Source organism: Dactylosporangium siamense (assembly GCF_016862795.1).
GTDB lineage: Bacteria > Actinomycetota > Actinomycetes > Mycobacteriales > Micromonosporaceae > Dactylosporangium > Dactylosporangium siamense.
The window spans coordinates 75,543-95,938 of record NZ_BONQ01000154.1; the positions used below are offsets into that span (position 1 = coordinate 75,543).

Sequence of the window (20,396 nt, forward strand, 5' to 3'; positions counted from 1 at the left end):
GTGCGCGCGTATGTGCGGCTGGAGTTGCGGCGGCTGGCCCGGATGCCCGGGCTGCTCATCTTCGCGGTGCTGATGCCGTTGCTGAGCTACCTGCTCTTCACGAACCTGCACGGGCTCACCGGGCAGGACCGGGACGTGGCCGCGACGTACACGATGGTCAGCATGGCCGGGTACGGAGCGATCGGCGCCCTGCTCAACTACGCCTCCGGGGTCGTGGTCGACCGGTCGATCGGGTGGATGCGGCAGCTGCGGCTCACGCCGCTGTCGCCGGTCCGCGTCGTCGTCGGCAAGGGGCTCGCGGCGATGGTGACCGCGATCGTCCCGGTGGTCGCATTGTGCGTCGCCGGGGTGCTCGTGAACGACGTGCGGCTCGGCCCGGTGCAGTGGCTGGCGATCGTGCCGCTGCTGTGGTTCGGGGCGCTGCCGTTCGCGCTGCTCGGCCTCGGCATGGGATACCTGGCGACCGCGCAGACGGTGCAGCCGCTCAACCTGCTGGTGTACCTGGGGATGTCGGTCGTCGGTGGGCTGTGGCTGCCGCTGGACGCGTTGCCCGGCTGGGTCGCGGCGGTCGGCCGGTGGTTGCCGACCCACGCGTACGCCGACATGTCGTGGCAGGTCGCCTTCGGCGGTTCGCCGACGGTCACGGACCTGCTGACGCTCGCCGGCTGGATGGTCGCGTTCACCGGCCTCGCCGTCGTGGGGTTCCGCCGATCGGTCCGCAGCACGGCCAGCTTGTAGGGTGTTGATCATGCCAGGCAAACGCTGGAGGCCGGCGGTGTCCGGGCTGCTCTGGGTCGGTGTGTGGATGTTTCCGCTGCTCGAACCCGCCGGTACGATCCACCGCGGGCCGGCCGGGGTGGTCGCCGGGGTGGGGCTCGGGCTGTTCGCGCTCACGTACACGGTGATCACGACGCTGGGCTTCGACCACCGGGACGACCTGAGCCGGGTCTCGACCGCCGGGTTCGCGGTCGTGGCGGCGCTCGGGGTGGGGCTCGCCGCCGCGTACGGCGAACACTGGCTGACCTTGATGCTGTTCGTCGGGACGTGCGGCATGGCGGTGTACGCGGGCCGGGAACGGGTGCACGTCGCGGCCGCCGTGCTCGCGTCGGTGGTGGCCGTGACGGTGCTGCTCGGACTGCTGCACGGCGCGCTCGAGCAGGCGCTGATCACCGTTGTCGGCACGCTCCTCGCGTCGGGGCTGGCCGGCGCGGTGCGCCAGATGCAGCGGCTGATCCGTGAGCTGCGGCAGACCCGGGACGCCCTCGCGACGGCGGCGGTCGCGGAGGAGCGGCTGCGGTTCTCCCGCGACCTGCACGACCTGCTCGGCCACACGCTGTCGGTGATCGTGGTCAAGGCGGAGGTGGTGCGCCGCATCGCCGAACGGGACCCGTCCGCGGCCGCCGCGCAGGCCGCCGACATCGAGGACATCGGGCGCCGCGCGCTGGTCGAGATCCGGGAGGCGGTCACCGGCTACCGGGAGGCCGGGTTGACCGCCGAACTGACCCGCGCGAAGGGGGTGCTGTCCAGCGCGGGGATCGCCGCGACGGTGCAGCGGACCGCGGACCCGCTGCCGGACGACACCGACCGGCTCCTCGCGTGGGTGCTGCGCGAGGCGACGACGAACGTGGTCCGGCACAGCGGCGCGCAACGCTGCGACATCGAGATCTCCACCACGGACGGCGCGGCGGCGCTGAGCGTGGTCGACAACGGCGCGACCCCTGGCAGCGCGTCCCCGGGCAACGGGCTGCGTGGCCTCACCGAGCGGCTGGGGGCCGCCGGTGGCACCCTCGAAGCCGGCGCCCGCGACGGTGGCGGGTTCGCGCTGGTCGCGAGGCTGCCACTGGGACGGACGTGGTGATGACGATCAGAGTGCTGCTGGCCGAGGATCAGGGCATGATGCGGGGCGCGCTCGCGCTGCTGCTCGGCCTGGAGCCGGATCTCGAGGTGGTCGCGCAGGTCGCGACCGGGGACCAGATCGTCCCCGCCGCCGAACGGGTCCGGCCCGACATCGCGCTGCTCGACATCGAGATGCCGGGCGGCGACGGGATCACCGCGACCGCGCAGCTGCGCCGGCGGCTGCCCGGGTGCCGGGTGCTGATCCTGACGACGTTCGGGCGGCCCGGCTACCTGCGCCGCGCGATGGAGGCCGGCGCGAGCGGCTTCCTGGTGAAGGACGGCCCGGTCGAGGAGCTCGCCGCGGCGGTCCGCCGGATCCACGCCGGTGAACGCGTCGTCGACCCGGCCCTCGCCGCGGCGGCCCTCGCCGCCGGGCCCGACCCGCTCACCGACCGGGAACGCGACGTGCTGCGCGAGTCGGCGGGTGGCGCGACCGTCGCGGACATCGCCGCCAGGCTCCACCTGTCGGAGAGCACCGTGCGCAACTACCTGTCGGCGGCGATCACGAAGACCGGCACCCGCAACCGCATCGAGGCCGTCGGCGTCGCCCAGTCCAACGGCTGGTTATGAGAGCTACGGCAGGATCGCGTCGACGTAGCCGCCGTCGACGCGCACCGCTGCGCCGGTCGTCGCGGACGCGAACGTGGAGCTCAGGTAGACCACGAGATTGGCGATCTCCTCCGGTTCGATCAGCCGCCGCAGCAGCGAGTTGGGGCGGTGCCGGCGCATGAACTCACGCTGCGCCTCGTCCCAGGGCAGGTCGCGGTCGACCAGTGAGTACACGAAGTCCTCGACGCCGCCGGTATGGGTCGGGCCGGCGATGACGGAGTTGACGGTGACGCCGGTGCCGGCGGCGTCCTTCGCGAACCCCCGCGAGACCGCGAGCAGCGCCGTCTTCGACATGCCGTAGTGGATCATTTCGGCGGGGATGGCGACGGCGGAGTCGCTCGCGATGTACTGCACCCGGCCCCACCCGCGCAGTTTCATCCCCGGGAGGTAGGCGCGGGTGAGCCGGACGGCGGTGAGGACGTTCGTCTCGAAGTACGTGCGCCACTCGTCGTCGGTGATCTCCAGGGCCGGCCGGGAGCCGAAGATGCCGAGGTTGTTGACGAGGATGTCGACGTCGGGCAGGGCCTGCAGGGCGGTGCGGGTGCCATCGTCCGTGGTGACGTCGGCGGCGACGGCCACGAACTCGGCGTCCGGCGCCTGCTCCCGCAGCGTGGCCACGGCCCGGCTGACGGATTCGGTGGTGCGGCCGTTGACGCCGACCCGGGCGCCGGCGCGGCCCAGGCCGAGCGCGATCGCGGCGCCGATGCCCTGGGTGGAGCCGGTGACGAGTGCGGTGCGACCGGCAAGCTCGATCTTCACGCCGTCAATCGTGCCACCGTCGGGCCGAGGCGCGAGTGGTGTTGCGGCTGTTGCCAGTGGCGGAGCATCGGGGTGACGTCCCAGCCGAGCTCGCGGCAGCGGTACGCGGCGTCGGTGCACCGGGCCGTCCAGCTCTGTGCCGCCGCGTTCTGTACCCCTGCGTTCTGTGCCCCTGTGTTCTGCGTCGTGAACAGCTCGTCGCGCAGGTCCTGCAGGACGCGGATCGAGTGCTCGAACGCGGGCACCTCGCGGTCGCGGTCGCTCAGCGCGGCCATCCAGTCCACGTCGCGGCCGTCGCAGACGGTGCAGGCGCAGCCGAACAGGTCCGGGTCCGCATGACGGCGGTGGGCCCGGGCGATGGCGCCGATCCGGCGGTACGACAGCGTCGGGCGGAACACCGCTGACGGCGCCGCGGGGCGGAACCCATGGGGCGGCCCGGCGGCCGGGGGAGGGCGCGGCGTCAGGTGGCGCAGGGCGGCGACGGTGCCGACCGCGGCGGCGCGCGCGCCGTGGCACAACGCGCCGAGGGCCGACACGTCGCAGCGCAGCAGCAGCGTCGGCACACCGCAGTCGAGGACCGCCAGGAGCCCCTCGACCACGCCGGGCAGGGCGAACGGGTCGCGGTTGGCCTCCAGCACCAGGGCGACGGGAGCGCCGGCGGCGCGGATGTGGCCGGTCAGGACGGTGCGGTGCAGCCGGTCCTGCAGCCAGATCGGGTGCAGCGGCAGGACGGCGATCGTGTCGGGCAGCATGGCGGCGCGGTGCAGGATGCCGGCGAGCCCGAGTTGGTCGCCGCTGTCGACGTACCCGGAGTCGGTGAGCACCGGCAACCCCAGCTCCCGCTGCCGGCGCAGCCACCGCGGGTTGAACGGGGCGCTCGCGGGCAGTCGCGCCTGCCCGGCGTAGCGGGCCGCGTCGAGCAGCAGCGGTGCCTCGAACCGGCGCTGGCGCAGCAGGTACGCCGCGGTGGCGAGCAGGCCCGCCTCGTCGCGCTGGTACGGCGAGATGACCAGGCCCGCGCCGGGACGCTCGGCGATCGGCGCGCACCGCAGCGCCTGGTTGGCCGAGCAGTGCACCAGCAGCGTGCCGTCTCCCAGCATCCGTCAATCCCGTCACTATTGGTTCATCGAGCGTAACCAATAGTGCGGGATTCACGAACATTCACGTTCGTACGTGTGTGCTATCTGGAAAACTCAGCGCAGCGCCGGGTAGCCGCCCAGGGGGTTGCCCTGCGCCTCGGCGCGCACCGCGGCGGCCGCGGCGGTGACCGAGCCGGCCGTGGCGACCCGGTCGACGATCGCGGCGACGACCTTCGGCGTGGCGAACGACGTGCCGCTCCACGCCGCCCAGCCGCTCGCGAACAGCTCGTGGTTGATGTACGTGCTGACGATGTCCGCGCCGGGTGCGGCGACGCTGACCCACGGCCCGGTGTTGCTCCACTCGCAGATCGCGGTGCCGTCGTGCGCGGCGACGGCGACGACCTGCGCCGCCCACCCGGCAGTGCCTCCGGCCGTGCTGAACGCGGCCGGCCAGAAGGGGCGGTCGGCGATGCCGTTGTTGCCGGCGGCGGCGACCACGACCCGGTCGCCGCCCGACAGGAACGTCTGCAGGGCGGCGGACAGCGCGGCCGGCGGCAGGTCGCCGACCGAGAAGCCACCGAGGGACAGGTTGAGCACGTCGGTGTCGGTGAGGCCGGTGATCGCGACGGCGAGGTCGGCCTCCGTGCACACACCGAAGCTGTCCAGGATCTTCACGATGCGGACCTGCGCGCCGGCGGTGTCCTGCGCGACGACCCCGGCGATGAAGTTCGCGTGGCCCACGTCGGAGTCGAGCATGCCGTCGGCGTCGCCGTCGAGGACGGTCTCGTGGTTCTCGGGCGTCGCCGTGTAGCAGCCGGCCGGCAGCGGGCTGTCCAGCCAGATACCGGTGTCCATGACGACGACGCGCACCGGCGAGGTGGTGCCCGACGCCTCGGCCGGTTTCGAGGGCGTCAGCTTCGCCGGCGGGGCGTCCACCGCGACCGGCGGGCCGAACGGGCCGCCGTGCTCGTGCGGCGTGGACATGAAGACGTGGTTGGGGCCGACGACCGAACCCTGCGGCAGCTGACCCCGCAACCGGCGGACGGCGGCGGAGACGTCGAGGCCGGACGTGCGCAGGCGGCGCAGCCCCGCCGACGGCTCGTCCTCGGCGATCTCACTGGTGCGGTGGCCGAGTCCGGCCAGGGTGCGGTGGGCGATCGCGGTGCCGGAGTCCTGGACCAGGATCTCGTCGGCGACGAACCGCACCGTCCGACCGGCGTGCGTCTCGGTGCGCAACCACGGCAGCCCCGACAGCCGTTCGTCGCGGGTCTGCAGCCACCGTTCGAGACGTTCTCGTGCAACGGACATGCTTGCTCCTCAAGGCGGTCAGCATTGGCCAGTCAGCATCGGCTACTCATCATCAGACGGACCGCTGACATGAGACGCCGCCGGCTGCCCGTGATACACATCGGGGGTGTCCTCCACGGCCGACGAACTGGCGCAGCGGCTGTTACCGATCGTGATGGCCGATCCGGGCAAGGCCAAGGTACTCGCCGACGCGGCCCTGCGGGACGCCCGGCGCGCCGGTGACCGCGCCTCGCAGGCGGTGGCGCTGCGGACGCTGGGCCTGGCCGCGCGCGCCCGGCACGACGCCGCCGACGCCGCCCGGCACCTGCGCGCGTCGATCGCCGTCGCGCGGCGCCACCGGCTGACGCAGTACGAGGCGGAGGCCCGGATGAGCCACGCCCTCATCCTCGACGACCTGGGCCGGCCCACCGCGGCGCTGCGGGAGATCGACCGTGCCATGGCCGACCTGCAGGGGCAGCGCCGCGCCCGGGCGACCATGCAACGGGCCCTGATCCTGCGCCGGCTCGGGTTCGACCAGAAGGCGATGGAGCTGTACCGGGGTGCGCTGCGGGCGTTCCGCCAGTCCGGTGACGAGGTGTGGGAGGCCCGGACCCTGACGAACCGCGGGGTGCTGCACGGGTTCCGGGGCAATCTCCGCCTCGCCGAGGCCGACCTGCGCGCCGCGCAGACGTTGTACAACCGGCTCGGGATGGCGACCGCGGCCGCGCAGGTCGAGCACAACCTGGGCTTCGTCGCGGCGCAGGCGGGCGACGTGCCGACGGCGCTGTCGCGGTACGACCGGGCGCACGACCGGCTGTGGAACACCGGCGTCGACCCGGTCAGCCTGCTGGACCGCGCGGACCTGCTGCTGTCGGTGCGCCTGCTGCCGGAGGCCGACACCGCGATCCGCGCCGCGATCGCGGCCTGCACCGACGGGCATCTCGACTCGGTGCTCGGTCAGGCGCACCTGATGATGGCCCGGCTCGCGGCCGCCCAGTCCAGGGCGACCGAGTCCAGGGCCGCCGCGGCCGCCGCCCGCAAGGTGTTCACGCGGCAGAAGCGCGGCGTGTGGATCGCGCGGGCCAGGGTCGCCGAGCTCGCGGCGGTCGCCGCGTCCGGCCGGGCGCACCGGGGCACGCTGCGGGACCTGCGCACCGCCGGGCAGGCCCTGGTGGCGGCCGGCTGGCCGCAGCCGGGCTGGGAGGCGCTGCTGGACGCCGCCCAGCTCGCCGTCGACCTCGGCGAGTGCGGGACCGCCGCCGAGCTGCTCGACGAGGCCGCCGCCGCGTCGAAGTACGGTCCGGCGCCGCTGCGGGTGCGCTGGTGGCACGTCCGGGCCAGGCTGGAGCTCGCGCGCGGCACCGGCACGGCCGCGGCCACAGCCGCGGCAAGGGCAGCGACAGTGGGGCTGCGGATCGCCGACGAGTACCGGGCCAGCCTCGGCGCGACCGAACTGCGGGTCCGCGGCAGCGTCGAGGCGGCGGCGCTCGCCGGGCTGCGGCTGCGGCTCGCCCTGGACCACGGCGGCCCGCGGGAGGCGCTCACCTGGGCGCAGCGCTGCCGGTCGGCGGCGCTGTCCCTGCCGCCGACGCACCCGTCCAGCGACCCTGTCGTCGCCAGGCATCTCAGCGAGCTGCGCCGCATCACCGGCGAGCTGGCCGCGGCGCCGGCGGGCCCGCAACGCGCCGGGCGGCTCCTGCGCCGGCAACGGTCCCTGGAGGCGGAGATCCGCCGCCGCTCGTGGCGGGTGCCGGGCTCCGGGCCGACCGCGCGGACCGACGTCCCGTTCGCCGACCTCGTCGCCGCGCTCGACGGGCGGGTCCTGCTGGAACTGCTCGCCATCGACGGCGTCCTGCACGCGCTCGTCGTCGGCGGGCACCGGGTGACGCACCGCGTCGTCGGGCCGATCGCGCCCGTGACGACCGAGCTCGAGCACCTGCGGATCGCGCTCAGCGGCCAGATCCTCGGCCACGGCGGCACCAGCGCCGCCCGCGCCGCCCGCGGCGTCGAAACCCTCGACCGGCTGCTGCTCGACCCGGTAGCTGACCTGATCGGCGAACACGGGCCGTTGGTGCTCGTGCCGACGGGGGCGTTGCACGCGATGCCGTGGACGATGCTGCCCCGGCTGCGTGGCCGGTCGATGACCGTCGCGCCGTCGGCCGCGATCTGGTGGCGGGTCGCGACGCAGCCGCGGACGCCCGGGCCCACGGTCCTCGTCGGCGCGCCGTCCGCGGCGCAGGCGACCGCCGAGGTCGAGCAGATCGCCGCCGACCAGAACGCCGGCCGGAACGCCGGCCGGAACGCCGGCCGGAACGCTGTGGGGAGCGCCGCGCCGACGGTGCTCGCCGGTGAGCGCGCCCGGGTGGCGCCCGCGCTCGCCGCGCTCGACGGGGCCGCGATCGGGCACATCGCCTCGCACGGCGAGTTTCGGGTGGACAACCCGCTGTTCTCGTTCCTCATGCTGGCCGACGGCCCGCTGACCGTGTATGACCTGTCGGTCCTGCGCCGCCCGCCCGCACTGCTCGTGCTGTCCGGCTGCGACACGGGACTGGCCGAGGTGCATCCGGGCGACGAGCTGATGGGTCTGGTCTCGGCGCTGCTGAACATGGGCACCGCGACGGTGGTGGCGAGCACGGGGCCGGTCGACGACGGCGCGACGCGGTTGCTGATGCGCGACCTGTACGCGCACCTCGCCGAGGGCCATCCTCCGGCGACGGCGCTCGCGCTGGCACAGTCGGCGGCACACTCGACGGCCCGGTCGGACCCGGCGTTGCGCGCGAGCACCGACAGTTTCGTCTGCTTCGGCGCGGGCTGACGTTTCCGAATCTTTTTCTGATTCGGGTCACGGAATTGTCGGACCCCGGCTCTACGATGTGCCGCATGCGACGCCCGTGGACCCCGCTGACGGCAGCCGTGGTGCTGCTGATGCTCGGTGCGCTCGTCGCGTGGGGCGTCGGCGGCGCCCTCGGGTTGTCGTTCAGCCCGGCGGACGTGCCGGCCGAGCGGGCCGTCGCCGAGCCGTTGACGCCGCTGGTCGCGGCGCCGCGGATCGACACGATCAGCGTCCAGCACGACCCCCGGCTCGCCCTCGCCGCCGCCGCCGTCGCCGACGCGCTCGTCCGGCGCGGCCAGTCCCGCCCCACGATCACCCAGGAGCCTGGCACCGGCCCGGCGTCCGGGGCCGGGCAGCTGCGGGTCGTCGTCGGCGGGGCGCCGTTCGACCCGCCGGCGTATCCGGCCGAGGCGTACCGGCTCCGGGGTGACGGCACGGCGATCGTCGTCGAGGCCGCCGGTGTCAGCGGCGCCGCCGCGGGCCTGTATGCCGTCGCCGACCGGATCCGTTCCGGGACCGCGGTGCTGCCCCAGCCGGGCGCCGGTGACAGCGCAGGCGTCGTCGCGCCGAGGCTGGGTCTGCGGCTCACCGACGTCGGGTCCGTCGGCCGGGAGCCCGACCCGGCCGCGTTCGCGGCGGGCACCGACTACTCGCTCAACACCGACATCGTCGGCAAGGCCCTGCTGCCCGCCGCGCCGTGGGTGGACCGGGCCGCCGTCGACCGGATCGACGGGCAGTTCCGGCAGTTCGTCGAGCACTCGCTCGCGCAGGGCTACAACGGCGTCGTCGTCCCCGGTTTCTTGGAGTACGTGACGTTCTCGCTCGTCGGCGACGGGCACACCGTCTATCCCGAAGGCGACGACCACGTCGCCCGCGCGCGGGCGCTCGTCGCCGCGTTCGGCCCCGTGTTCCGCCACGCCGCCGACCTCGGCATGCGGGTCTACCTGCTCACCGACATGCTGGCCGTGTCGCCGCCGCTGGAACGCTACCTGCAACGGGAGTTCGGCGGCAGCACCGGTGGGGCGAGGCTGTCGGACCCCCGGTTCTGGCAGGTGTACCAGCTGGGTCTCACCGAGTTGTTCGAGGCGATGCCGTTCGTCGCCGGCCTGATGGTCCGCATCGGTGAGGGCGGCGACGTCTACGCCCAGTCCGGCTGGGACTACTCGTCGAAGATCGCGGTCACCAGCGTCGAGGCCGTCCGCGCCATGCTGCGGGCGCTGCTGTCCGTCGCCGGCACCGCGGACAAGGACCTCATCTTCCGCACCTGGAGCGTCGGCGTCGGCGCCGTCGGCGACCTGCACACCAACCCGGAGTCCTACGACGAGGTCCTCGGCGGCATCGACGACCCGCACCTCATCGTGTCGACGAAGTACACGCTCGGCGACTTCTACTCCCACCTGCCGTTCAACGGCACCCTTACCGGTGGCACGCAGCGGCGGATCGTGGAGTTCCAGGCCCGGCGCGAGTTCGAGGGGTTCGGGGCGCTGCCCAACGACCTGACCGGACTGCACCAGCAGGCGCTGCGCCGGTTCCTCGCCGCCAACCCGCACGTCGAGGGCATCTGGACGTGGACGCAGGACGGCGGACCGCTGCGGGCCGGACCGATGACGCTGTACCTGAGGGCCGGGTTCTGGCAGCTGTACGACCTCAACGCGTACACCCTCGGACGGCTCGCGCAGGACCCGGACGCGCCGGCGGCGCAGCTGACCGCGGACTGGGTCAGGCAGACGTTCTCGAACGACCCGGCGACCGTCGCGGCCGTCTGCGAGATGTTCGCGATGTCCCGGGAGGCGGTGACGAAGGGGCTGTACATCGGGGCGTACGCGGACCGTTCCGTGCGTGCCCTCGGCCTCGAACCGCCGCCGATGATGTGGATCTTCGAGTGGGACATCGTCACCGGCGACTCGGCCGCCCTCGACAGCATCTACGCGGTGGTCCGCGATCAGGGCGTCGATGCCGATGCCGCGGTTGATGCCGCGGTGGCTGAGGGGGAGCGGGCGGTGGAGCTCGCCGGCCGCATGCGGGCCGCGGTCGCCGCGACCGACCCCGCCACCTGGCACGACCCGGTGCTGCGGGCGAGACTCATCGACACCCTCGTCTACGAGGCGGACCTGTTCGGCACGCTCGGGGCGTACCGGACCATGGTGCTGCGGCACGTGCAGTGGCTCGACACCGGCGACCGCGCCGCCTACGACGCGTGGCGCCAGGCCGAGAGCCGTTACCTGGCCACCCGCGCCGCGCACGTGACGCGGTACGGCGGGGACGTGGACCTGCCGGCGTACAACTTCACCGCCGCCGACCTGGGCGCCGCCCGCGCCGACCGGGACCTCGCGATGGCGTGGCTGGCCAGGGCGCTGCTCGTGGCCCTCGTCGCGGTGATGGCGACGGGTGCGCTGCGGTCCGGCCGGCGTCGGCTCGGGTTGCGGGCGCTGTGGGTCGGCGCGACGCGGCCGTGGCGGCTCGCGGACCTAAGCAGCACAGGCAGCGGCAGCACAGGCAACGGCAGCACAGGCAGCACAGGCAGCACAGGCAGCGGCAGCAGCGGCAGCACAGGCAGCGCGCCGACGCGCGCCGACCGGGTCGTCGTGATCGCCGTGCCGGCGGTGGCGCTGGTCGCGAGCCGGCTCGTCCACACCTGGTTCGCGGCGCCGGCGCACCTCGTCGTGACGCTCGGCGCGTGGCTGCTGTTCGCCGGCACGGCCAGGCTGCTGATCGGCCGGCGGGACCCGTTCCACCTGTGGGCGGCGATCGGTGGGGTGGCGCTGCTGCGGACCGTGCTGCTCCTCGCCGTCCTCGCCGTGCGCGGGCCGGGGCACTACTGGCTGGAGTTCTGGACCGCGCCGACGGCCAGATCCGGCTACGTCTGCGTGGCGTTCGCGGCGTTCGGCTGGCTGTTCGTGGCCACGGGTCTCGTCCTGCGCGACCGCTACGGGTTGCGCCGCCGCCGGGTGACGGGGGCGCTGCTCGTCGCGGCCGGGGTGCCCCTGGCGCTGCTCGGCGGGCTGGTCGCCGCGATCGGTCTGGAGCGGGCGCTGACGATCTGGAACGACCAGCTGGCGCTGCTGCCGTGGGGGCTGTCACGGATCCTGGGGATCACCGTGTATCTCGGCATCCCGGCCGTCCTGCCCGCCGCCGCAGGGGTCGCCGGGCTGCTGCTCATGGCGCTCGGTGGAGCGTGTTCAGCACCGTCGCCGCGTCGGGCATGGCGGCGAGCTCGGCGCGTACCGCCGCCGCAGCCGTCGCGAACGAGTCCTCCTCCAGCAGCCGGGTGACCCCGTCGGTGACCGTGGCCCCGGTCACCTCGGCCGGGTGCAGGGCCAGGCCGGCGCCCGCGAGCTCGATCGCCTCGGCGTTCATGAACTGGTCGCCGCCCTGCGGCAGCACCAGGTGCGGCAGGCCGTTGGTGAACGCGCCGAACATGATCCCGGCGCCGCCCTGCGACACGACCGCCGCGCAGCGGGGCAGCAGCAGCGTGTGCGGCAGGTACGGGGCGAGCAGCACGTGCGCCGGCTGCCGCCCGAACCCGGCGGGGTCGACGTCCGGTCCGACCGTCGCGACCACGTTCACCGGCAGCGCCGACAGCGCCGACAGCGCCGCGATCGCGGTGTGCAGCACGTTGCGGTTGTCGTGGAACACCGTGCCGAGCGTGACGTGGACCGTCCGCTCGAACGGCAGCGCGTCCACCGCGTCCGGCAGGCGCTCGCCGGGCCCCGGGGTGCCCGCGACCGGCCGCAACGGCACGGCATCCGGCCAGATCCGCTCTGGCGCCGAGCCTGTCGCAGGGCCCGCCACCGAGCCTGCCGCCCGGCGCAGGCTCGGCGGGCACAGCTCCAGGTAGGTCGCCGCACGGTGGTCGCCGCTCGTGCCGAACTGTGCGAACAGGTCGTCGAGGATCGGGCCGAGCGCGCCCCACAGCTGGATCGGCGGCATGATCCCGATGCCGTGCACGACGTGCCGCGCCCCGGTGACGGCGGCGGCGACCGGCCCGGAGAGTTCGGTGTCCTCGGAGACGACGAGGTCCGGCTTCCAGTCCACCGCGAGGGGCACGAGGTCCGCGGCGCGGGAGCGGGCGGTGTCGGCGAAGTACGTGAGCCAGTTCGTCCCGGGACCACCACCCGCCTCGCGGTGCGTCGGCCCGACCGCCCACGTGGTGACGCCGTGCCCGCCCAGCTGCCCGCCCAGCTGCCCAGCCAACCTCCCGACCATGTCGGCGCCGGTGGCCACGACCACGTCATGGCCGGCGGCCCGGGCGGCGAGGACCAGCGGCAGCATCGGATTGACATGACCGAACATCGGGCACGCACTGAAGAGGATCCGCATACCCCGTGCACGCACGCGAGGCGGCAGCGGTTCAGACGTTCAGCGGTTCAGACGTTGCGCGGTTCATGTCGAAATCGCGGCCGGCTGCTCGACGCGTCAGTGAGCGCACGATCCGAGGCGCTCCTGACGACACCGAAGGGCTCCGATCATGACTGTCACCACCAGCACCGCCCCCATCAGCACCGCCCCCACCAGCACCGCCTCCACCAGGCTCGTTGCCGCCGCGGTCCTCGCCGCGCCCGTGTTCACCGTGGCCGCCGTCGTGCAGGCGGCGACGCGCGACGGGTACGACATCACCCGCCACCCCGTCAGCATGCTCGCGCTCGGTGGGCTCGGCTGGGTCCAGACCACCAGCTTCGTGGTGACCGGGCTCCTCAGCGTCGCCGGCGCGGCCGGCGCCCGGCGGGTGCTCCAGGGCGGCCGGGGGCGCACGTGGGGGCCGATCCTGCTCGCGCTGATCGGGGTGGGGTTGCTCATCGCGGCGGTGTTCCGGATGGACGCGAGCGACGGGTTCCCGCTCGGCACTCCGGCCGGTCGCCTGACCACGATGAGCGGCCACATGATCCTGCACAACGTCGGCGGCAGCCTGTCGTTCTTCTCGATGATCGCGCTGTGCTTCGTGCTGGCCGCGAGGTTCGGCAGCGCGGCTCAGGCAGGCCGGCGCGGCTGGGCGGGGTCGGGGCGGGTCGCCGGGGTGCTGTTCGCGCTCGGTCTCGGCTGGGCGATGACCGGCGGTCAGGGCGGCGCGCTCACGCTGTTCCTGGGTGTCGCCGTGGCCTGGAACTGGATCGCCGCCGCCCTCACGGTGCTACAGCGCGGGGCTGGTCACGGCGCGCGGTGAGCGTCCCAGGAGCAGCAGCCCGGCGAACAGCAGGACGGCGGCGACCGGGATCAGGTCGAGGTTCACGCCGATCGCCGCGAACGCCGCCACCACGAGGACCGGGCTCCACACCGGAATCAGCCGCGCGAGCACCAGCAGCACCAGCAGGGCGAGCAGGCCCACCTGGAACAGGGCGGGACCGGCGATCTGCAGGCCGTCGGGCAGCGCGGGGAACGACGGGAACAGGTCCCCGACGATCACCCACAGGAAACAGGCGGCGCCGAACACCCCAGCGGCCGTCGCGGCCAGGGCAACGCCTCGGCGGACGGGTGTGGCGGGTGCCGGGCGCAGGGCCCGGTACCCGTGCACGGTCAGCACCCCCAGCAGCACGAACGATATGAGGAAGCAGACGTGGCCGACGTTCCACAGGGCGCCGTCCTTGTCGTGGTGGCCGTCGCGGCCGTCGATGAGCCGCAGCGTGCCGTAGACGAACAGCAGGACGGGCGCGCCGAGCCGGACCAGCGGGGACGTCAGCGGGGAAGCGGCGGGAGTCACGTGGCGAGTCATACGTGCAGACTCGCAACCGCCGATGCGCACCGGCATCAGGGCGGAGCCCGGACGGCACCCCGATGGGCCGACCCTGAGCGTTCTCTCAGGGTCGGGGGCTAGCCCTGACGCGGCTCCTGATGCAGCGCGACGCGGTCGGCGGCGGCGCGGCCGGAGTCCCAGCCCTCGTCGCTGTCGACGCGGGTGCCGCGGCCGCGCACGGTGCGGGGGAACACGCGCTCCATCGTCTCGCGGACCTGCGCGTCGCGGGCGGCGAGCACCGGGAGCAGATCCTGCGGCGCGGCGGTCGCCGGACCCTCGCCCGGTCCGGCGCCGGCCGCGGCCTCCGCGACCGCGGCCTCGCTCGCCCGGGTGAGCCGCTCGCCGATGCGGACCGCGAACCCGACGAGGAACGACTGGCGGAACGTCTTCAGCCGGGCGCGTCCCGCCTTGCCGTTCGCCTGCACGCCCAGGGGTTCGGCCGCCGACATGGCCCGGTTCGCCTGCACGAGCAGGGACGTGTGGAGCAGGTCGACGGCGTCGATGTCGCTGTCGAAGCCGAACACGGTCGCGAACCCGAGCTCCGGCGACCACACCGCGTGGCAGCGGTTCGCGCGGGCGACGGCGTCGAGGAGGGAGGCCTTCTCGCTCTCATACGGGTGGTCGACGCCGATCCGGCGCGCGAACGGCACGACCGTCGACGGGGCGCCGTCGGCCCCGCTCCGGGCGACGAGCAGCGCCTCGTCGATGCTGTGCCGGGCGACGAGCTCCTGGGCCTTCGCGGTGTAGGTCTCCGCCTCGGCCGGGTACGTCGTCGACTCGGCCTTCGCCAGCAGCGCGCGCACCCGGTCGAGCATCCGCACGTCGACGGCGCCGGCCCGCTTCGAGCCGGACTTCTTCGAGGAGGCGGCGGCCACGGCCGTGCCGGGAACCGGGATCAGCACCTCGATCGCCGGCAGCGTGCGCAGGATGCCGAGCAGCACCAGGACCGTGTCGAGGATCTCGATCCGGTCGACCCGCCACCGGGCCGGCAGCCGGTCGAAGTAGACGTTGTCGGCCGGCCACCAGACGGTGGCGCCGAGCGCGTCGGCCTGGGCCCGCCAGCGGGGGTCGACCGTGGCGGGCCGGAAGCCCCGCAGGTGCGCGGCGACGGCGTCGGTGACGAGCACGGTGTGCGGCACGGTGCCGCGGCGACCGACGACCCGGTGCAGCTCACCGGGCTGCCAGCCACGCTCGAACAGCCGCCTGCAGGCCGACTGCAGGGCGGCGAACAGCGCCGGGTCGACCTCCGCGGCGGGCGCGACGGTCAGCGTGTCGAGGCCACGCTCGTATCCGACGCTGCCGTTGAGCACCGCCCTGATCTGGTCTGCCGCTGAGGCTGTAAGCACTGCGCAAGGCTACCCGCGGCCCACTGATAGGCTCCCGTCGCTGTCCGGCTGGCCCGCACATCAAGCCACGAGTCGAGAAGGTGTCATGGCTTCACGCGTCGTAGTCATCGGATCCGGAATCGGTGGTCTCACCGCGGCGATCGCGTTGCGGGCCGAGGGCCACGAGGTCGAGGTGTACGACCAGGCGACCACGTTCGGCGCGATCGGGGCCGGGGTGTCGCTCGGCGCCAACGGCACCCGGCTCATGGACCGCCTCGGTCTCGGCCCGGCGCTGCGGGAGGTCGGCTCGGACCTGCACCGCATCCAGTTCCACGAGTGGCGCACCGGTGAGCTGTTCTACGAGCACCCGATGGGCGACTGGTACACGGGGCGCTTCGGCGCGCCGTTCCTCGGCCTGCACCGGGCCGACCTGCAGCAGGTGCTCCTGGACGCGTTCGGCAGTGACGGGGTGCGGCTCGGCAGGCGCTGCGTCGCGATCGACGAGACGCCCGACGGCGTCGACGTGACGTTCGCCGACGGCTCCAGCACGCACGCCGACCTGGTGATCGGCGCCGACGGGGTCCGCTCGACCGTCCGGCAGCACGTCGCCGGGCCCGATGAGGCGGTGTTCGCCGGGATGAGCTGTTTCCGCGGTCTCGTCCCGGTCGACAAGGTCCCGGGCGGCGACCGGATGGGGCTGACGTTCTTCCTCGGGCCGGTGAGTCACCTGGTGGTGTATCCGGTGCGGCGCGGCGAGCTCATCAACTTCGTCGCGTACACGCGGGACGAGGCCTGGACCGACGAGTCGTGGTCGGCGAAGGGCGACGCGAGCCAGGCGGTCGCCGCGTTCGAGGGCTTCAACGACACGGTGCTCGCGATGCTCGGCGCCGTCGAGGACACCGGCCGCTGGGCGTTGTTCGACCGGGAGCCGCTGCGGCAGTGGAGCACCGGGCGGGTCACGCTGCTCGGCGACGCGGCGCACCCGATGCTGCCGCACGCCGGGCAGGGCAGCAACCAGGCCGTCGAGGACGCGGCGGTGCTCGCGCACTTCCTGGGGCAGCCGGATCTGCCCGTCGGTGCGGCCCTCACGGCCTACGAGACGGTCCGCAAGCCCCGCGCCCGGCAGCTGCAGCTCGGCTCCCGCGGCAACGCGAAGTGCTTCCAGGTGCCCGACGGCCCCGAGGCGCAGGCGCGCAACGAGCGCCTCGCCAACCTGCCCGACATGGTCAGCTGGATCCACCAGTACGACGCCCACGCGGAACTGCAGGGAGCGACGGCGTAGCGGGTGCGGTGATCCCGGGTGGTGCGGTGCGCAGCGCGACGAGCACCGCCGCGGCCAGGTAGGTGCCGGCGGCGATCAGCACGGCGGTCGCGAAGCCGCCGATCGCGCCGAGCACCGCGACCCCGAGGGCGCTGCCGACCTGGCGCATCGTGTTGAGCAGCCCGCTCGCCACCCCGGCGTGGCCGTCGGGCGCGACCTGCAGCGTCAGTGACGTCGCCGCGGTCATGGCGGTGTCGATGCCGAACCCGATCACGAACAGCGCGGCGAGGACGGCGGGCAGCGGACCCGCCGCGCACAGCGCCAGCGCGACGAACCCGGCGGCGCCGGTGAGCAGGCCGATCAGCATCGCCGTGCGCGGACCGGACCGGTGGGTGGCCCAGCCGCCGAACGGGGACCCGACGACGGCGCCGGCGGCCTGCACGGCCAGGGCGACCCCGGTCAGCAGCGGCGACAGGTGGCGCTGCTGCTGCAGGTACAACGTGACCAGGAAGAACTGCCCGTAGAAGCCGAAGTTCAGGGCGAACCCCGTGATCACCGTCGCCCGCAGCGCGCGGTGGCGCAGCAGGTCGGGGCGCAGCATCGGCGCGCGGCCACGTTGCGCGACCCGCCGCTGGAGCGCGACGAACAGCCCGAGGACCAGCGCGCCGGCGACGGCGAGGTCGGCGCGGTGGGCGATGCAGCCGGCGACGAGCAGCGCCAGCCCGCACGTCGAGGTGACGGCGCCGCGGACGTCGACGCGGGCGCCGGGGACCACGGGCGGGTCGACCAGGCCGCCGCTGACGCCCAGGACGAGCACCGCGAACGGCACGTTGAGCAGGAACAGCGCGGGCCAGCCGGCCACGCTGAGCAGCGCGCCGCCGAGCAGCGGGCCGGCGGCGGCCGCGACCCCGCCGAGGCCGCCCCACAGGCCGATGATGCGGGCCTGCGCCGCCGGCTCCGGGTAGGTGGAGCGGATCAGGGCGAGCGAGCTCGGCATGAGCACGGCCGCGCCGACGCCCTGCACGACCCGCCCGGCGATCAGCCACGCGCCGCTGCCACCGCCGGCGCACATGATCGAGCCGATCGTGAAGATCGTCACGCCGGCGCGGTAGGCCCGCCGCGCGCCGAACCGGTCGGCGAGCGAACCGCCGGCGAGGACGAGTGCCGCGAACACCACGGTGTACGCGTCGACGACCCATTGCAGCGTCGCGGTGCCGCCACCGATCGACGGCAGCGCGACGGTCACGATCGTGCTGTCGAGCATGACCAGGAAGAAGCTCAGGCATACCGCGACGGCTTTCATGCGCGGGGCGGTGCTGTGTCGGTCAGCGCGTCGGCGCACGCGGCGACGAGGCAGGTGAGGCTGTCCACGACCGGGGTGACCCGGGCCAGCCCGTCGCGCAGGACCGTCAGGTCGGTGCAGCCGAGCAGCACCCCGTCGGCGTCCGCCCCCGCCACCGCCAGCTCCGCCGAGCTGACCGCGGCCGCGAGGTCCAGCGGGTCGCGGTGAGTGCTTCCGCTCGTGCCGACGCAGCGCTCGACGAGGGCGACGACGTGGGACTGGTCGGCGGGGCGCAGGATCTCGATGCCGCGCAGCCGGGCCGCCGCGTATGCCTCGTGGTCGACGCTGGTGCCGGTGGCGAGCAGCACCAGGCGGCGCAGGCCGCGGGCGGCGGCGGCGTCGATGGTCTCGTTGACCATGTCGATGAGCTTCAGGTTGCGCCCGGCGAGCAGCGGCCGCAGGTGCCGGTGGAAGGTGTTGCACGGCATCGCGACGAGGTCGCAGCCGGCCCGTTCGAGGGTGTCGAGCGCGGTGACGAGCAGCGCGTCGACCTCGGCGTCGATGCCGGCGTCGTTCCCGGCACCGTCAACGTTCCCGGCACCGTCAACGTTCCCGGCACCGTCAACGTTCCCGGCACTGTCAACCGCACCGGCGGAGCCGGCGAGGACCGCGTGGACGAGGCGCATCGGCATCGGCTGGCTGTGCACCAGCAGGTCCGGCCACGCGCCCGTGCGGGCCTGGACCTCCGCGACGAGCAACCGGTAGAACTCGATCGTGGCGACCGGACCGACGCCACCGATGACACCCAGCAAGCACCCACCCCCGTGGCCGCAACCATACCCGCCCGTCGATATCTGGGCGGGTACGGCTGCGACCGCGGGCTCAGTGCAGGGCGATCTCCGGGTACAGCGGGAAGCCGGAGAGCAGGTCGGACGCCTGGCCCGACACCTTCGCCGCGACCGACTCGTCGAGGGTGTACTTGGCCTTCGAGTCCGCCGCGGGCCGGGTGCTGCTCAACACGGTGGCGATGAGCTCGGCGATCGTGTCCATCTCGGCGACGCCCAGGCCACGGGTGGTGAGCGCGGGGGTGCCGATGCGGACGCCGGAGGTGTACCAGGCGCCGTTGGGGTCCTGCGGGATCGCGTTGCGGTTGGTGACGATGCCGGCGTCCAGCAGCGCCGCCTCGGCCTGCCGGCCGGTGAGGCCGGTGGCGGCGCCGCCCAGCTGGGAGGCGTCGATGAGCACCAGGTGGTTCTCGGTGCCGCCGGTGACGAGGCGCACGCCGCGGCGCTGCAGCCCCTCGGCGAGCGCGGCGGCGTTGTCGACGACCCGCTGCGCGTAGTCGCGGAACGACGCGGTGCGGGCCTCTGCCAGGGCGACCGCCTTGGCGGCCATGACGTGCGGCAGGGGACCGCCGAGCACCATCGGGCAGCCGCGGTCGACCTGGTCGGCGAGCTCCGGCTGGCACAGGACCATGCCGCCGCGGGGGCCGCGCAGGGTCTTGTGGGTCGTGGTGGTGACGATGTGGGCGTGCGGCACGGGGTCGAAGTCGCCGGTGAAGACCTTGCCGGCGACGAGCCCGGCGAAGTGCGCCATGTCGACCATGAGGGTCGCGCCGACCTCGTCGGCGATCTCCCGCAGCGTCGCGAAGTTCACCTTGCGGGGGTAGGCCGAGTAGCCGCCGACGATGATCATCGGGCGGAACTCGCGGGCGGTCTCGCGCAGCGCGTCGTAGTCCAGCAGGCCCGTCGTCGGGTTGGTGCCGTAGCTGCGCTGGTGGAACATCTTGCCGGAGATGTTCGGCCGGAAGCCGTGGGTCAGGTGGCCGCCGGCGTCCAGGGCCATGCCGAGCATGCGCTGGTCGCCGAAGTCGTGGCGGAGCTGCGCCCAGTCACTCTCGGTGAGGTCGTTGACCTGGCGGACCGACTTCTCGCGCAGGAACGGTGCCTCGACCCGCTGCGCCAGAACCGCCCAGAAAGCGACCAGGTTCGCGTCGATCCCAGAATGTGGTTGGACGTACGCGTGTGACGCACCGAACAGTTCACGGGCGTGCTCGGCCGCGATCGACTCGACGGTGTCGACCTGCTGGCAGCCGGCGTAGAAGCGGCGGCCGACGGTGCCCTCGGCGTACTTGTCGCTGAGCCAGTTTCCCATGGCCAGCAGCGTGGCGGGGGAGGCGTAGTTCTCGCTGGCGATGAGTTTGAGCGACTCGCGCTGGGCGGTCAGCTCGCGGGCGATGGCGTCCGCGATCCGTGGCTCGACGGCCCTGACCACGTCGAGGGCGGCATTGACCGCGACCGATTCCGAACTCTGGGCGTTCATGACGCCACGGTAACA

At 73.8% G+C, this 20,396-nt stretch carries 16 protein-coding genes; 7 read left to right on the plus strand and 9 right to left on the minus strand.

The window, feature by feature from the left end; all coding sequences use genetic code 11:
• Genes Dsi01nite_RS47130 through Dsi01nite_RS47140 form a run of 3 tightly spaced genes read left to right on the plus strand, consistent with a single transcriptional unit; the run spans position 1 to position 2,466 of the window.
• A complete protein-coding gene (locus tag Dsi01nite_RS47130; protein ID WP_203853001.1) occupies positions 1 to 738 on the plus strand; it encodes an ABC transporter permease in 738 nt (245 codons plus the stop codon).
• A 10-nt stretch (positions 739 to 748) separates the two neighbouring features.
• Positions 749 to 1,858: a sensor histidine kinase gene (locus tag Dsi01nite_RS47135; RefSeq protein WP_203853002.1), complete on the plus strand. Its 1,110-nt coding sequence runs from the start codon at positions 749 to 751 to the stop codon at positions 1,856 to 1,858.
• Positions 1,858 to 2,466, plus strand: a complete 609-nt coding sequence (locus Dsi01nite_RS47140) for a response regulator transcription factor (protein ID WP_203853003.1) — start codon at positions 1,858 to 1,860, stop codon at positions 2,464 to 2,466. The genes Dsi01nite_RS47135 and Dsi01nite_RS47140 overlap by 1 nt, the downstream gene beginning before the upstream one ends.
• Before the next feature lie 3 nt (positions 2,467 to 2,469).
• Here Dsi01nite_RS47140 and Dsi01nite_RS57910 read toward each other — a convergent pair whose 3' ends face one another.
• The 3 genes from Dsi01nite_RS57910 to Dsi01nite_RS47150 form a co-directional block, all read right to left on the minus strand.
• Positions 2,470 to 3,264 (minus strand): SDR family NAD(P)-dependent oxidoreductase, encoded by a 795-nt coding sequence (locus Dsi01nite_RS57910; RefSeq protein WP_239136783.1) that lies wholly within the window; start codon positions 3,262 to 3,264, stop codon positions 2,470 to 2,472.
• Positions 3,261 to 4,364, minus strand: coding sequence for a hypothetical protein (locus Dsi01nite_RS57915; protein ID WP_239136785.1), 1,104 nt, complete (start codon positions 4,362 to 4,364; stop codon positions 3,261 to 3,263). The genes Dsi01nite_RS57910 and Dsi01nite_RS57915 overlap by 4 nt, the downstream gene beginning before the upstream one ends.
• 93 nt (positions 4,365 to 4,457) lie before the next feature.
• Positions 4,458 to 5,651 (minus strand): S8 family peptidase, encoded by a 1,194-nt coding sequence (locus Dsi01nite_RS47150; RefSeq protein WP_203853004.1) that lies wholly within the window; start codon positions 5,649 to 5,651, stop codon positions 4,458 to 4,460.
• 106 nt (positions 5,652 to 5,757) lie between these two features.
• On the opposite strand from Dsi01nite_RS47150, the gene Dsi01nite_RS47155 reads away from it, so the two are divergent.
• Both Dsi01nite_RS47155 and Dsi01nite_RS47160 read left to right on the plus strand, forming a co-directional pair.
• Positions 5,758 to 8,445 (plus strand): CHAT domain-containing protein, encoded by a 2,688-nt coding sequence (locus Dsi01nite_RS47155; RefSeq protein ID WP_203853005.1) that lies wholly within the window; start codon positions 5,758 to 5,760, stop codon positions 8,443 to 8,445.
• 65 nt (positions 8,446 to 8,510) lie between these two features.
• On the plus strand, positions 8,511 to 11,735 hold the full coding sequence (locus tag Dsi01nite_RS47160; RefSeq protein ID WP_239136787.1) for a hypothetical protein: 3,225 nt from the start codon (positions 8,511 to 8,513) through the stop codon (positions 11,733 to 11,735).
• Here the strand turns inward: Dsi01nite_RS47160 and Dsi01nite_RS47165 are convergent.
• Positions 11,620 to 12,756, minus strand: a complete 1,137-nt coding sequence (locus Dsi01nite_RS47165) for a glycosyltransferase (protein ID WP_203853007.1) — start codon at positions 12,754 to 12,756, stop codon at positions 11,620 to 11,622. The two genes, Dsi01nite_RS47160 and Dsi01nite_RS47165, sit on opposite strands and share 116 nt — an antisense overlap.
• A 175-nt stretch (positions 12,757 to 12,931) precedes the next feature.
• Here Dsi01nite_RS47165 and Dsi01nite_RS47170 point away from each other — a divergent pair, with 175 nt between their 5' ends.
• A complete protein-coding gene (locus tag Dsi01nite_RS47170; protein WP_203853008.1) occupies positions 12,932 to 13,624 on the plus strand; it encodes a DUF998 domain-containing protein in 693 nt (230 codons plus the stop codon).
• On the opposite strand, the gene Dsi01nite_RS47175 is transcribed toward Dsi01nite_RS47170, so the two are convergent.
• Positions 13,592 to 14,158 carry a hypothetical protein gene (locus tag Dsi01nite_RS47175; protein ID WP_239136789.1) on the minus strand — a complete coding sequence of 189 codons (567 nt, stop codon included), beginning with the start codon at positions 14,156 to 14,158 and terminating at the stop codon, positions 13,592 to 13,594. The genes Dsi01nite_RS47170 and Dsi01nite_RS47175 overlap by 33 nt on opposite strands.
• Positions 14,159 to 14,268: 110 nt before the next feature.
• Positions 14,269 to 15,537 (minus strand): DUF2786 domain-containing protein, encoded by a 1,269-nt coding sequence (locus Dsi01nite_RS47180; protein ID WP_203853010.1) that lies wholly within the window; start codon positions 15,535 to 15,537, stop codon positions 14,269 to 14,271.
• A gap of 85 nt (positions 15,538 to 15,622) precedes the next feature.
• Here Dsi01nite_RS47180 and Dsi01nite_RS47185 point away from each other — a divergent pair, with 85 nt between their 5' ends.
• Entirely contained in the window at positions 15,623 to 16,798 is a 1,176-nt protein-coding gene (locus Dsi01nite_RS47185) for an FAD-dependent monooxygenase (protein ID WP_203853011.1), read from the plus strand.
• Here the strand turns inward: Dsi01nite_RS47185 and Dsi01nite_RS47190 are convergent.
• The 3 genes from Dsi01nite_RS47190 to Dsi01nite_RS47200 form a co-directional block, all read right to left on the minus strand.
• Positions 16,743 to 18,080, minus strand: a complete 1,338-nt coding sequence (locus Dsi01nite_RS47190) for an MFS transporter (RefSeq protein WP_203853012.1) — start codon at positions 18,078 to 18,080, stop codon at positions 16,743 to 16,745. The genes Dsi01nite_RS47185 and Dsi01nite_RS47190 overlap by 56 nt on opposite strands.
• Positions 18,077 to 18,871: an aspartate/glutamate racemase family protein gene (locus tag Dsi01nite_RS47195; RefSeq protein ID WP_203853013.1), complete on the minus strand. Its 795-nt coding sequence runs from the start codon at positions 18,869 to 18,871 to the stop codon at positions 18,077 to 18,079. Before Dsi01nite_RS47195 ends, Dsi01nite_RS47190 begins: the two co-directional genes overlap by 4 nt.
• Before the next feature lie 70 nt (positions 18,872 to 18,941).
• Complete coding sequence (locus Dsi01nite_RS47200) at positions 18,942 to 20,381, minus strand: glycine hydroxymethyltransferase (protein ID WP_203853014.1); 1,440 nt, start codon at positions 20,379 to 20,381, stop codon at positions 18,942 to 18,944.
• Positions 20,382 to 20,396 lie beyond the last annotated feature (15 nt).